13 protein-coding genes are annotated in these 12,461 nt (G+C 48.9%); 3 read left to right on the top strand and 10 right to left on the bottom strand.

Annotation, left to right across the window (positions count from 1 at the left end):
- Positions 1 to 3 precede the first annotated feature (3 nt).
- Both BUB94_RS00615 and BUB94_RS00610 read right to left on the bottom strand, forming a co-directional pair.
- Positions 4 to 582 carry a hypothetical protein gene (locus tag BUB94_RS00615; RefSeq protein WP_073233404.1) on the bottom strand — a complete coding sequence of 193 codons (579 nt, stop codon included), beginning with the start codon at positions 580 to 582 and terminating at the stop codon, positions 4 to 6.
- A 69-nt stretch (positions 583 to 651) separates the two neighbouring features.
- The gene (locus tag BUB94_RS00610) at positions 652 to 1,767 is read right to left on the bottom strand and encodes an NAD(P)-dependent oxidoreductase (protein ID WP_073233402.1); all 1,116 of its coding nucleotides are present in this window, start codon (positions 1,765 to 1,767) and stop codon (positions 652 to 654) included.
- Positions 1,768 to 1,986: 219 nt separating this feature from the next.
- Between BUB94_RS00610 and sstT the strand changes: the two genes are divergently transcribed.
- Positions 1,987 to 3,207, top strand: a complete 1,221-nt coding sequence (gene sstT, locus BUB94_RS00605) for a serine/threonine transporter SstT (RefSeq protein WP_073233400.1) — start codon at positions 1,987 to 1,989, stop codon at positions 3,205 to 3,207.
- 146 nt (positions 3,208 to 3,353) lie between these two features.
- Here sstT and BUB94_RS00600 read toward each other — a convergent pair whose 3' ends face one another.
- The 5 genes from BUB94_RS00600 to BUB94_RS00580 all read right to left on the bottom strand — a co-directional run bounded on the left by BUB94_RS00600 (position 3,354) and on the right by BUB94_RS00580 (position 6,453).
- Positions 3,354 to 4,217 carry a flavodoxin gene (locus tag BUB94_RS00600; protein ID WP_073233398.1) on the bottom strand — a complete coding sequence of 288 codons (864 nt, stop codon included), beginning with the start codon at positions 4,215 to 4,217 and terminating at the stop codon, positions 3,354 to 3,356.
- Positions 4,218 to 4,303: 86 nt separating this feature from the next.
- Entirely contained in the window at positions 4,304 to 4,585 is a 282-nt protein-coding gene (locus tag BUB94_RS16630) for a toxin-antitoxin system YwqK family antitoxin (RefSeq protein WP_101478655.1), read from the bottom strand.
- Positions 4,570 to 4,941, bottom strand: coding sequence for a toxin-antitoxin system YwqK family antitoxin (locus BUB94_RS00590; protein ID WP_073155355.1), 372 nt, complete (start codon positions 4,939 to 4,941; stop codon positions 4,570 to 4,572). The genes BUB94_RS16630 and BUB94_RS00590 overlap by 16 nt, the downstream gene beginning before the upstream one ends.
- Positions 4,942 to 5,035: 94 nt before the next feature.
- Positions 5,036 to 5,698 (bottom strand): SDR family NAD(P)-dependent oxidoreductase, encoded by a 663-nt coding sequence (locus tag BUB94_RS00585; RefSeq protein ID WP_073233394.1) that lies wholly within the window; start codon positions 5,696 to 5,698, stop codon positions 5,036 to 5,038.
- Positions 5,695 to 6,453: a VUT family protein gene (locus BUB94_RS00580; protein ID WP_073155351.1), complete on the bottom strand. Its 759-nt coding sequence runs from the start codon at positions 6,451 to 6,453 to the stop codon at positions 5,695 to 5,697. The genes BUB94_RS00585 and BUB94_RS00580 overlap by 4 nt, the downstream gene beginning before the upstream one ends.
- 119 nt (positions 6,454 to 6,572) lie before the next feature.
- Between BUB94_RS00580 and cysS the strand changes: the two genes are divergently transcribed.
- Positions 6,573 to 8,030: a cysteine--tRNA ligase gene (gene cysS / locus BUB94_RS00575; protein WP_073233392.1), complete on the top strand. Its 1,458-nt coding sequence runs from the start codon at positions 6,573 to 6,575 to the stop codon at positions 8,028 to 8,030.
- Positions 8,031 to 8,204: 174 nt separating this feature from the next.
- On the opposite strand, the gene BUB94_RS00570 is transcribed toward cysS, so the two are convergent.
- The 3 genes from BUB94_RS00570 to BUB94_RS00560 are packed head-to-tail and all read right to left on the bottom strand — an operon-like array spanning position 8,205 to position 11,327.
- Entirely contained in the window at positions 8,205 to 9,956 is a 1,752-nt protein-coding gene (locus BUB94_RS00570; protein ID WP_073233390.1) for a sensor domain-containing diguanylate cyclase, read from the bottom strand.
- Positions 9,957 to 10,008: 52 nt separating this feature from the next.
- Positions 10,009 to 10,725 (bottom strand): SDR family NAD(P)-dependent oxidoreductase, encoded by a 717-nt coding sequence (locus BUB94_RS00565; RefSeq protein WP_073233714.1) that lies wholly within the window; start codon positions 10,723 to 10,725, stop codon positions 10,009 to 10,011.
- A gap of 11 nt (positions 10,726 to 10,736) precedes the next feature.
- The gene (locus tag BUB94_RS00560; protein WP_073233388.1) at positions 10,737 to 11,327 is read right to left on the bottom strand and encodes a hypothetical protein; all 591 of its coding nucleotides are present in this window, start codon (positions 11,325 to 11,327) and stop codon (positions 10,737 to 10,739) included.
- Between the two features lie 83 nt (positions 11,328 to 11,410).
- Between BUB94_RS00560 and BUB94_RS00555 the strand changes: the two genes are divergently transcribed.
- A complete protein-coding gene (locus BUB94_RS00555; RefSeq protein WP_073233386.1) occupies positions 11,411 to 12,340 on the top strand; it encodes a hypothetical protein in 930 nt (309 codons plus the stop codon).
- The last annotated feature ends 121 nt before the right edge of the window (positions 12,341 to 12,461 follow it).

Here is a 12,461-nt window from a genome sequence, read left to right as displayed (position 1 = left end):
AGTCTACTTTACAGGAATTTCGAATTCAATGGTTTCGCGACCGCAAACAGCCTTGGCCTTCAACACGTTTGCCTTGGGGTGAGCATAAAGAGGAGCCACCATCAAGTTCATAATCTTGCTGCTTTCGCTGGGAGTGGCGGCATCATCGCTGGCAGACTGTGTAAAGATGGGATTCTTGCCCTTGTCGTAAATGTAGAATGTCAAGTCGCGGACCATACCCTTCTTGATCTGTTCCTTGGGAACCTGGAAATAGACGATACCACCCTTGGGAACCTTACGCAGACTATCCTTGATTTCTTCTTCAGTGGCAAAGTCCGCTTCCATAGCCATGCGGACATCTTTCTTTAACTTGTCTACACTTTCGTAATCCACAGAAATCTGATACTTCACATCCTCCGGAATGGCGGTCGGGCGCACATCACGAATCTGTGCATTGTTCTGATAATATTCCCAACGGCCATTGTCGTGCAGGATAACGGTAGAGCCATTGGAAGTCTTGGCAATAATATCTTCGGCAAAGGCACCAACAGTCAAGGCCATAGACAGGGAAACAACAGAAACGAAAGCAAATTTATTCATCATAGAACCAAATATATATGAAAGTCAAAAAAAGGACTGCAAACCTTTTGAAAAAATGTTTTTATAAACAGCCTATCTCATCATGTCGCAGACTTCAGAACCGATGACACCATTCTGGATCGTGGTCATCAATAGACGCTGTTCAATATCGTCCGGCGGATCCGCAGGTCCCACAAAGGGAGCCTTACCCGAGGTCCTGTATTCCTGAACAAGACGTTCTCCAAGTGCGGCATGCAAAGCAAGACTCGTATCGATGTACTTGAGATGGGTAGGTTCATCTAACATGAAGTTCAAGGGAGCCTTGTGGTTCAGCACACGGCTTTCGGGAACGAATTCACCGAACTCATCTTCGACGCCCATGTTTGCCACCACCAATTCCGGGCGGTTCATGATGACTGTCGTCGCCGAGATAGACAGAGCGCCCTTTACGCCAGTAGCGGTCACCAGGAAGTCAGCTTCTTCAACAGCAGCCTTTACAGCACCATCGTTAAAGCAATCCACGATAGTTACATCGTTGCGTTCCAGCACATGGCAAAAATCAGACGAAGAACTTCTGCGGTTTGTGTCGGTAACAGTTGTCACCTGCATTCCGCGACGAACTCCCTGCAGGGCGATGCCGCAACCAACCTTGCCGCTTCCAAAAACAATCAGCTTCTTATTTTCGAAATCATTATAGCCAAGTTGCTCCAAACCTCTAAAGCAACCATCGCCTGTTCCCAGAATAGTTTCAATGCGCTTCACGATCCCACTATCAGCCACATACACGGGGAATTCAGACTTTTCAAAGAAATGCACACCGCTGCGAGTCAATTCCACAAAGCCCAGCTTCGGATGGCAAGAAGCGAACTGACCCGCACAATCAAGAATCAGGTCAAAATCATCAGCCACCTTACCGCATTTAATATCATCATCCGTAACAACAGGGACCCCAGATTCGGTCAGAAGTTCGATAACCGATTCATCACAAGGCATCTGGGTATCGCCTGATACCGCATGTCCCACATAGACCTGAGCCCCGCCAGCAATCAGGGTTCGGTATTCCAGGAGAGTATTCCTGTAAATGGGAGTTGCCACAAGAACCTTGAGGCCTTCAAAGGGGCGTTCACAAACCCACTGGTCCGCAAGGAAAGCCAAGGCGGGATACTCACGGGGATCATAATGTTCGTTGATAATCTCTTCAAAAAGCATGCGACAAAGTTAATAATTAGCGAACAGGTCGGTCGGCATTCGCCTCCCTATGAGGCCCGAGGTCGGTAGCTTCGCTACCTAGAGGATTGAGGAGAGTGAATAGTGAATAGTGTAAAGCTTAAAGCTTAAAGAATAAAGGAGATATCTCATATCTCATACCTCGAACCTCATTCGGTGTGATTCATAACTATATTTCCACTTGATAAAAAAGGAACTCTTATGAAACGTATTGCAAGGAAATGGATTGAGCTTAGCCTCATCATTCGTATTATCATCGGACTAATTCTTGGCGCTGTCCTCGGATTATTCGCTCCGCAGCTCAGCGCCATCGGCATTCTCGGCACCCTATTTGTAGGCGCCCTGAAAGGTGCCGCCCCCATCCTGGTGTTCGCCCTGGTGGCAAGTTCCATTGCAGGAGCCGGAGAAGGAATCGGCAGCAGATTCCGCAAGGTGATTCTTCTTTACGTCATCAGTTCCATTGGCGCAGCCGCCTTGGCTGTCGCGGGAAGCGAACTATTCCCGGTCACCATGAAATTGTCCGTCTCTGCTGCAGAAGGTGCCGCCCCTAGCGGCATTGGCGAAGTTCTGACGAACCTGGTAAAGAACTGCGTCCAGAATCCCATCGCAGCCCTGGCCGGTGCAAATTACATCGGAATCCTCTTCTGGTCTATCGTATTCGGCTTGGCTCTTAAGAAACTTCCTGTAGACCATACCGTCACCGTCATCACCGACGCTTCCGCCGCCATATCCCAAGTCATCCGCTGGATTATCCAGATGGCACCTTTCGGCATTCTAGGTTTGGTATTCTCCTCCGTTGCCGAAAACGGAATGAGCATCTTCGCCGACTACGGAAAGCTCTTGGCCTTACTGGTGGGCTGCATGCTGGTAGTCGCCCTTGTCCTGAATCCCATCATCATTTTCATCACACTCCGTAAAAATCCCTACCCCCTGGTATTCCGCTGCCTTCGCGATAGCGGCATTACCGCTTTCTTCACCCGTAGTTCTGCAGCCAACGTTCCGGTGAACATGGCACTTTGCGAACGCCTGGGTCTTGAAAAGGACTTCTACTCTGTTTCCATTCCTCTGGGCTGCACCATCAACATGTGCGGTGCCGCCGTGACTATCGCCGTCATGACTCTGGCCGTAGCAAACACTCTGGGCATCCATGTGGACCTTCCCACCGCCTGCATTCTCTGCGTTATGAGTGCCATTGGCGCTTGCGGAACTTCCGGTATCGCTGGCGGCTCCCTATTCCTCATTCCCATGACCTGCTCTATCCTGGGCATCAGCGGCGACATTTCCATGCAGGCCGTAGCTGTGGGCTTTATCCTGGGCGTGGTACAGGACTCCATGGAAACCGCACTGAACTCCAGCAGTGACGTCATCTTCACCGCCACGGCGGAATATCACCACAGGAAAAAGAACTGCTTGAAGATTTAAGGTCTCGCGCAACGCAAGAAATCAAAAATTGCAAACCTCCCGATTTTTTTTCGGGAGGTATTTTCTTATTCACTTTTTTAGAATAGAAATTAGATAATACACCATACAGCCTCCAACACAGAGGCCTACCCCCTAGAAACAGATTTCTACTTATCCACACTAATCAATTGTGCGTTTCCACGGCCGGGCAGGGGCTTGAAGATTTTTACCATGGCGGTAAGTTCTTCGCCGAAGGCCTTCATGTTGCAGGTAAACATGTAGTTGGTTCCCGCCATAATCTGGGTGGACACGCTCATGGGTGTAAGCTTCAAATAGCCGTAATCCTTGGTGGCTTCGGCAAACACAGCCAAGTCTTCTTCCGTGGGCTGGCGAGATTCACCATATGCGCCTACGAAATTTTTCTCATCGGTACCAGCGCGGACTGCGGCAATATGCTTTTCAATTTCCTCGGCCACATTCACTTCGGGATTGTTGGCGCGACGATTAGAAATGCCGTAGGAAAGCACCACGTTGGCGTTGGGTTCCAACTGCTTTAATTCCTTGGCACTGGCCAGGCGACCGCCGCTTCCGTAAGTACAGAAGGGCACCACCACCTTTCCGCTCAAGTCGTTAGAATCCAGGAAGGTATACATAGGCGGGGCAAAGAAACCAAACATAATGGGAGCGCCCACATAGAGCGTATCGTACTTGGAAAGATCCTGCTTGGCGTTAGCGAGGGCAGGCCACTTCTTAGATTCGCGTTCTGCACGGACAGCGGCAATGGTGCTGTCGTAAGTGGAGGGATAGGGCGTTACAAGTTGCAGTTCAATGGCATCGGCACCCAGCTGCTTTACAAATTCCTCGGCAACCTTCTTGGTGGTTCCCGTCTGGGAATAATAAATCACAGCGGTTTTCTGCGCCTTTGCGTCAGGTTCCGCAGCAGTTTGATTCTGCGCGATTTTCTGTTCATTGCAAGCGGTCATGCAAGCTGCCACCGCTACGACACCAAATACACTTAAGAACTTTTTCATATAAGGCCTCAACTTTATTCCTAAAATATAAGAAACAAAGGCAGATCTGTTTTTATACAAATTAAAAAATGTCTTTTTTAAAAGAGCTATCCTATTAATTTTTTTAAATTTGCCAGAACACGTTCCTCAGTCGGCCCGTCATTAGGCAAGCGCAATCGCAACATAAATTCACGTACCGCTAGACAGAGAATCCATTCCAGCTTATGAGACAAAAGGTCAAACGTTCTATTCAGAAAGTCATCCCTTGATTCACATTCTTCTCCATCAAAATAATTTACCGGTCCATCTTTCACCATCCCCTTCACGAAAAACAAACGCATACTAAGCTGACCATTTTCGTGATAGGAGCACTCTACACCTTCAGGCAAATTTCCATTCTGTTCAACATTCCAAATTCTCGATAAAGACGGTTACTGCGATCATAACAGCGACAACGGCCTTTTTCCCAGTATTCAGAAAACGCAAGAGAGCCGTCCCTTCCAAACACAGGAACAAAGCCATCAATCACACGACCATCCCGAAAAACATGGCGACAAATCCGCAAGCCATTTTCAAAGGTCATGATTCTTGGCCCATCTAGCAAACCTTCCCGATAGGTGGCGGTACTACGCAGTGCGCCAGAGGGATAATATTCCTTGCAGGCTCCATCGCGATAGCCGTTTTTCAGAGGGCATTCAAACCATACTTTCCCATTTTCGTGGTAACGTCTTTCCATGTTGTCCATTGTAGACCTCCTTATGCCTACAATGTACCTTTCGGAAACGCTCTTTAGGTCGCCTGACAGGCGACATCAAAAAACGGAAAATATTCCGTCTAATCTATTCCGGCCACACGAAGGTGGCGTTCAGATCCTTCTCGCCGTTATCGATGAGAATATCCTGACCAGTGCAGTTCTTGTTCACCACCGTAAGGAAGTAAACCCACTGGGCAATATCTTCGGGAGATGCCCAGCGTTTCAAGGGCGTCACATCCATAATGCGCTGCCATAGTTTTGAATCGTCCATGACAGGGCGATTCAATTCCGTGGTAACGCCACCCGGCGAAATGCTATTGCAGGTGGCGCCATACTTGGCAACCCGCAAAGCCACGTTTTTCATGTAAGAAAGAAGTCCGCCCTTAGAAGCGGAGTATTCCGGAAATTCGGCACCGGAGTGAGCGGAGGCGGATGCCACCAGAAGTACCGACTTGATGCCTGCATGAAAGGCATACTTTTCTACAAAGTTGATGGAACCTTTCAGATTCACTTCGATGTCCCTACCGGAATTCTGGACGCCAGCGTTACTGATTACGATATCCATCGGTTCATCAGTTGCGGGAAGCGAATCCTTGTCCGAGACATCGGCGATGTAATGTCTATATAGTTTGCTCTGGATACTTGCGGGCCCAATATCCAATCCAAAAACAGCGCAACCATTTTGCAGAAAAAGTTCCGCAATGGCGCGGCCAATACCGCAACTTGTACCGCTAATCAGGACGTTCATTTTGCAGCCTTCATGTTCAGGTATTCACGGCCCACGTCATGCTTTTCCCAGCTGCAGACCATCTTGTAGCCAATGGGGCTAATCAGAATTTCGCAAAGCAGCTCCATCACGGAACCGGTAATGGAACAGACGATCACCTGGGTCATGGTCCAACCGAAGAACACATGGCTCACCACCATGGCGAAAATGAAGTTGTCTACAAACTGGGCCACCATGGTGGAGATGTAGGAACGGAGTGCAAAATTTTTAAAGCCCGTGGTTTTCGTACTTTTGGCAATCAGGTAGTTCACAATGGAGTTGACGCCCGACGAAGTGAACATGGCAAGAGCAGAACCCAGCACCACATACCAGGAACCGCCAAATGTGGCATTCAGCGCCGCGTTGGCTACGTTCGCCATTTCGGGATTGGAATCCACGTAGCTGTAGAATTCGCCCCACATTCCGGGGGTGCGTGAAAGCAGACTGAACAAGGCGCAAGTGACCAGGTTGATAAACAGCGCCACCATGGAAACCTTCATGGCGGCCTTGGGGCCAAAGCGCTTGCAGATCATGTCCATGCAGAGGAAGGAGAACCAGCTCAGGGTAAAACCGCAATCAAGGGCCAGGTACTCCGTAGAGAACAGCTCCTTGTTGGCGAGCAGGTTCATGCAAACCACAGACAATACAAAAAATGTAACAGCCAGGGAAGGGATATTTCTCAGGAGAACAACGAGGTCTTTCACCTCGTACTTGATTTTTTCAAATAGTGTACGCATTGTTGTTTTTTAAAGAAGGTTAGACAATGACTTCTGTATCACGAAAAATAGAAAATTTTCTATCTTTGGCGCACCATGGTTCCGCATCCCGCGGCACCCAAACTTAACCGGAGGCTAAAATGGCACTTCAATTCTACAACACCGCATCACGCAAGAAAGAGATTTTCACACTTCCTGAAGGCGTTCCCGCCGTGCGTATGTACTGTTGTGGCCCCACGGTGTACCACTTCGCCCACATCGGCAACCTCCGCACCTACATTTTCGAAGACTTCCTGGTCCGTACCTTGAACTACTACGGCTACAAGGTCAACCACATCGTGAACATCACCGACGTAGGCCACCTCACTAGCGATGGCGACTCCGGAGACGACAAGATGGAAAAGGGCGCAGCCCGCGAAGGCAAGTCCGTATGGGATATCGCAAAGTTCTACACCGACGCCTTCATGAACGACTGGCATCGTCTGAACATCCAGGAACCCACCCGCTGGACTCCCGCCACCCAGCACATCCAGGAACAGATTGACCTGGTGAAGACTCTGGAAGAAAAGGGCTTTACCTACCGCACTTCCGACGGCATCTACTTCGACAGCCTGAAGTTCCCCCGCTATGCCAACTTCGCCCGCCTGGACGTTGAAAACCTCCGCAAGGGCAGCCGTATCGACATGGGCGAAAAGCGTGCCGCTACCGACTTCGCTCTGTGGAAGTTCAGCCCCACCGACAAGAAGCGCGCCATGGAATGGGATTCCCCCTGGGGCGTAGGCTTCCCGGGCTGGCATATCGAATGTTCCGCCATGGCCATGAAGTACAACGGCCCGACTTTGGACATTCACTGCGGCGGTACCGACCACATCCGCGTCCATCACACTAACGAAATTGCACAGAGCGAATGCGCCAACGGCGTTCAGTTCTCCCGCTTCTGGATGCACGGAGAATTCCTGCGTACCGCCAGCGAAGAAAAGCTGGAAGACGGCACCACCGCTACCACTTTCGGCAAGATGAGTAAGTCTAGCGGCGAATTCCTTACCGTTGACCTGTTGGTAGACCGCGGTTTCAATCCGCTGGATTACCGCTTCTTCGCAGTGGGCAGCCACTACCGCAACTACCTGAACTTCACCTGGGAAGCTCTGGAAGGCGCCAAGGAAGGCCTCAAGAGTCTCCACAAGAAGACCGACGCCCTCATCGGTAAGGCAACCGAAATCAAGAGCGAAGCCGCCAAGGCATTCCAGGAAGAATTCAAGAACGCTATCGGTGACGACCTGAACATGCCCCGCGCCCTGGGTATCATGAATACCATGCTGAAGTCCGACATCGACGACGGCGAAAAGGCAGCTCTTGTCCTGGATATGGACAAGGTATTCGGCCTGAAGCTGGACGAACCCCGTCAGGACTATAAGAAGAAGCAGGACGAAAACTCCGGCGTTGACGTCGCCAAGGTAGAAGAACTTCTCGCCCTCCGCAAGGAAGCCCGTGCAAACAAGAACTGGGCCGAAAGCGACCGCATCCGCGACGAACTTGCCGCCATGAATATCGTGATCAAGGACAGCAAGGAAGGCACCACCTGGAGCGTCAAGGAATAAGGTTCTCCGCGTCATCCTGAGCGAAGCGCATAAGCGCAAAGTCGAAGGATAAAAAATTAAACCGCCCGGCGTTCATAGCTGGGGGTTTTCATTTTATACAAAAGAAAATTGCCCTTGGTATGGGCAATTCAAACAAACCATTGTTAATTTTACAACGCCAACGAAGTAAACTCTTTAAAGGGTAACCACCCTATTCTTACCTGAATTCTTGGCCTTGTAAAGGGCTTCGTCCACACGCACACAAATGGCGTCAATGGAATCACCCCATCTCATTTCTGTAGCACCAAGACTGATGGTCTTGCGTCCCACTTCGGGGAACATCACCTGGGCGAATCCGGTACGAACCGTTTCCGCAAACTCAACCGCTTCCTTAATACCCATATCAGGAAGCATGATCATAAATTCCTCACCGCCCCAACGGCCGGCATCTGCATCGGGAGCCTTTTCGTAGGTAGCAATCTGGATCTGCTTAGAAAGGCCCTGAATCACAATGTCACCAATCTTGTGGCCATAGGTATCGTTCACCGACTTGAAGTTGTCGATATCGATCATCACCAGCGACATAGGAGCATCGGGATTTTCTGCATGGCGTTCTGCAATGCGGCGCTGGATTTCACCACGATTGTACAAACCGGTCAAGGCATCCGTAATGGAGTTCTTGGTCATCATGTTGTACATTTCCACCAGTTCGGCAGAAGACACGTTGGTAAAGTTCGCCAAGCGGGTAATCACAGAAACCCTGCCCGCCCGTGAATCGTCATTCACCACGGCAGTCTTCATCTTGGACGTATTCGCTTCGCCTTCGCGCATACCTACCACCACAATGGACAGGTTATGCAGCTTTACAAAATTTCTTGTGCGCAGGAACTGTGCCGTCGCATAAAAACCAGAAGCCGGAGCAATGGTATCGAAGGGAACAGTTTCGTTGTTCACATCTGTTTCACCCCAGAACATTCGGCGGCCCATGCCTGAATACATGTAGATGGCATCCGGGCAGAACTTTGACAGTTTCGTCGTACCCAGGCGCACGCTATCCATAATGGATTGAGGATCGCCATAGGCAAGCTTCGTAATGATCCCGACACCCATGTCCGATGCCAAAAGCAGGGCCCCATTTTCAGAACAGGCCATAGGGCAACGCAACAGGTTCTCACCATCCTCGTTATAGAACAGGGGAAATTCCAGAGTGTTCTGGAAGAAGTAATAGTCGTTCTGGATATTCAGATATTTGGAGAAAGCTTCAAAGGCAGGCTTGCCATCCAGCTCATGAAGAACGTTCCCCTGAGCCTTAGTCACCGTAAACGGTCTACCCAGGGGTTTCCATCCAGAAACCTTGACCGTCTCCACATGGAAATTTTCACCGCCATACAGAACGCAGACGACGGACTCGTTAGAGAAGTCACAGACGTTGGAAAATACATAAGCCGGAGTTTCTTCACAAGTTTGACCTGCCAGCCCGCCAAAAACCTGGACTTCGGGCCGCATGGTACTCAAGCCATTGCAAAAACCGGTAAAGGAAAATCCGGGAGTAGCCGCAAGCATTTCTACAGCCGACACCCAAGGGCGCTTTCCAACTTCTCGGGCCAGATCTTCCGCAATAGGTTCGGCAGACTCCTCCTTCAGCACATACTGAAGAACCTCGATCCGAGTAGCGGGATCTTCAAACACAGAGCAAGTTACAGTCACAGACTCGCCCGAGAACGCGCCATCCACAATATTGCCATTACCCGAACAACCCACACAAAGGGCATCAGGGAAAAACTTGACAATGGCGCTGCAGACAATCTTCAACTGTCTAAAACCAGGCTGTTCCGAGTATATATGAAACAACAACTTCAGCTGCCTGTTTCCGCGGAAACGGGCTATATTCTGAAGTACATCACCCAGGTGTTCCGGGTTAACGTATGCAAACTGAAGCTGTTTCATCCAATATCAATATAGTTTTACTCTTGAAAAGATAACAAAAGTATTTTACAAACTACTGTTCTAATCTCCAACCGCAGTCGTTATGATATACCATTTGGCGGGTCATCCCCCCGTCGATACAGATATTCTCACCTGTAATAAACCCAGCCTTATCGGAGGCCAGGAAAAGCACCATGTTTGAAATGTCCAGCGGGTTGCCCACACGACCTGCAGGCTGTTGCGTAGCGTCGGGACCTTCGTAAACAGTAAAGTCCGTATCAATCCAACCCGGCGAAATAGAATTCACCCGGACGCCTCGCCCACCGAGGCTCACAGCCAGCGCGTGGGTCAATGCAGCAATTCCGCCCTTGGCCGCCGTATAGCTTTCTGTTTGCGGCTGGCTCATGCGATCGCGGGATGAAGAAATGTTGATGATGGAAGCGCCCGGCGCAAAGTGGGGAGCAAAAAGTTTCGCCAGATAAAATGGTGCGGTCACACCCACAGCCAAGGCGTAGCTGAATTCCTCATAGGAACATTCATCGATGCCTTTCATCAAAGGCAGGGCGTTGTTCACCAGAATATCGACGTGACCATACTTTTCAATGACAAAGGCCGCAAACTTTTCCAGCACATCCTTCTTGGAAAGGTCTCCTACAAAGGAATCATTTTCGCGAATGTCGATGAGGGCCACCTTGGCTCCTTCCTTTTCAAATTCGCTAACGATGGTCTTTCCGATGCCGTGGGCACCGCCCGTCACAACCACAACTTTATCCTTAAAATCGTTCGTCATATTTCCTTGCTTCATTCGGCTAAACGATACATATCAGGCGAAAAAATCTGAATCAAGATATCACCCTGATAAACCGTATAATATTCCTGCCTGACAAAAGCGGCGTTATATTTTTTTGAACCCACCATAAACGTGGAACCGCTGCTAAACAACAAGTGGTAAGAAGTTCCGCTTTTTGATCCATGGGACTTATACTTATCGACAACGAATTCCTTATGGAGTTCAGGCTCCACCTTTAACCTTGTGGGGAAATCCAGATTAGGAGCAATAGAGGCCGAAAGGCCTATAACAGGAAACACAATGAGCGCACAACCCAGATTCCATTTTTTGTGATTTTCTTCAAACCTTGGAAACTTGTATTTGAGGGCGATGTAAATGCAAATGGCTATTCCAAAAGTGACGGCAAGTACAGCGGATGCGTCCTGGATGATCTCATAATTTTTGTACTGAACAAGCAACTTCAAAAAGTCATTATTGATTACATACCCAAGTTCTGGCAAGGAATGAATTTTCAAAGTCGTAACAAGACAGATCACGCAACAGACCGCAATCACCACAGCGTAGGCAATAATAAAATGATCTTTTAAAACGCGCTTTTTCATACCATGGTAAATATAAATGTTTTGAATCTGTCGCGGCTGTGCGAAGCCCGTAGAAATTCTATTTTGTGCATCAAGGATTTCAAATGAAAGTTTTTTACCATCTTCCCGGGCTATTCGAATTCTACGATTTGTACAAGGCGTTTTTGCCGCTGTTTCGTGAGCATCGGGAGTGGTTTTACGACTGGTGTGAAATCGGTTCCATTTATGGGGCTCCCGCCGACTGCATCTGGGGCGGAGGCCGCGTTGGCTTTGGTGAAGAGCCTGCGGAACAGGTGGCGGAGCTTTTAAAGGAATATGGAATTTCTGCGAGATTGACTTTTAGCAATTCGTTGCTAAGGGAAGAACACCTTACGGATGCAAGGTGCAATGAACTTTGCAGGATGTTTGAAGGTGACGCGGATAGTGAACGCACCGGATATAACTCCGGCAGGGACTGCGCGCAAAATGGCATCATCGTTCATTCCGACTTGCTATTGAATTATTTAAAGTCAAAATATCCGGGATTCTATTTCGTCTCTTCCACAACGAAGGTCATTACGGATTTCGCGCAGTTCCAACAAGAATTGAGCCGCGATGAATTTCGTTATGTTGTTCCAGATTTTAGACTAAACAAGGAATTGGATAAGTTCGCCACGCTGTCACCAGCCCAAAAACAGAAAGTGGAATTTCTCTGCAATGAATGCTGTTGGTTCGGTTGCCAGGATCGCAAAATTTGTTACGAGAACGTGAGCCGCAAAAACTTGGGCGAAGATTGCAAGGATCATATCTGCAAATCGCCGGGTGCAAAGAAGGGCTACCGCTTTTCCGACGCCATGAAAAATCCTGGTTTTATCGGGATTGACGACATTCAAAATATTTATGCCCCCGCAGGTTTTTCACAATTTAAAATTGAAGGTCGCAGCCTCGGCAGCGCCCTCATCCTGGAATTTTTGCTTTACTACATGATCAAGCCAGAATACCAGCTGAACGTCCGCGAAGAAATTTACCTGGACAGCACGCTGGATTTATTTTAGCATAGCAGCAAAAATTCAGCCGCAAGTCGCTATACTATACACTTTATAATACAAACCAGCAAAAAAACAAAATTTTCATGTAGTAATCTTCTCCACGACCATTCCGTGGAGGTTTATATTT

Origin of the sequence: Fibrobacter sp. UWH9, from assembly GCF_900129715.1 — a bacterium.
Classification (GTDB): Bacteria; Fibrobacterota; Fibrobacteria; order Fibrobacterales; family Fibrobacteraceae; genus Fibrobacter.
The sequence above is the reverse complement of the archived record's forward strand: the minus strand, read 5'-3'. Positions and strand labels throughout refer to the sequence as shown.

Excerpts from the sequence above, each read along its gene's own strand:
- BUB94_RS00560 (WP_073233388.1), bottom strand. The coding sequence starts at position 11,327 with ATGAAAAAGCGCGTTTTAAAAGATCATTTTATTATTGCCTACGCTGTG.
- BUB94_RS00555 (WP_073233386.1), top strand. The coding sequence starts at position 11,411 with ATGAAAGTTTTTTACCATCTTCCCGGGCTATTCGAATTCTACGATTTG.
- BUB94_RS00600 (WP_073233398.1), bottom strand. The coding sequence starts at position 4,217 with ATGAAAAAGTTCTTAAGTGTATTTGGTGTCGTAGCGGTGGCAGCTTGC.
- BUB94_RS00570 (WP_073233390.1), bottom strand. The coding sequence starts at position 9,956 with ATGAAACAGCTTCAGTTTGCATACGTTAACCCGGAACACCTGGGTGAT.
- BUB94_RS00615 (WP_073233404.1), bottom strand. The coding sequence starts at position 582 with ATGATGAATAAATTTGCTTTCGTTTCTGTTGTTTCCCTGTCTATGGCC.
- sstT (WP_073233400.1), top strand. The coding sequence starts at position 1,987 with ATGAAACGTATTGCAAGGAAATGGATTGAGCTTAGCCTCATCATTCGT.
- BUB94_RS00610 (WP_073233402.1), bottom strand. The coding sequence starts at position 1,767 with ATGCTTTTTGAAGAGATTATCAACGAACATTATGATCCCCGTGAGTAT.
- BUB94_RS00590 (WP_073155355.1), bottom strand. The coding sequence starts at position 4,941 with ATGGACAACATGGAAAGACGTTACCACGAAAATGGGAAAGTATGGTTT.
- BUB94_RS00580 (WP_073155351.1), bottom strand. The coding sequence starts at position 6,453 with ATGCGTACACTATTTGAAAAAATCAAGTACGAGGTGAAAGACCTCGTT.
- BUB94_RS00585 (WP_073233394.1), bottom strand. The coding sequence starts at position 5,698 with ATGAACGTCCTGATTAGCGGTACAAGTTGCGGTATTGGCCGCGCCATT.
- cysS (WP_073233392.1), top strand. The coding sequence starts at position 6,573 with ATGGCACTTCAATTCTACAACACCGCATCACGCAAGAAAGAGATTTTC.
- BUB94_RS00565 (WP_073233714.1), bottom strand. The coding sequence starts at position 10,725 with ATGACGAACGATTTTAAGGATAAAGTTGTGGTTGTGACGGGCGGTGCC.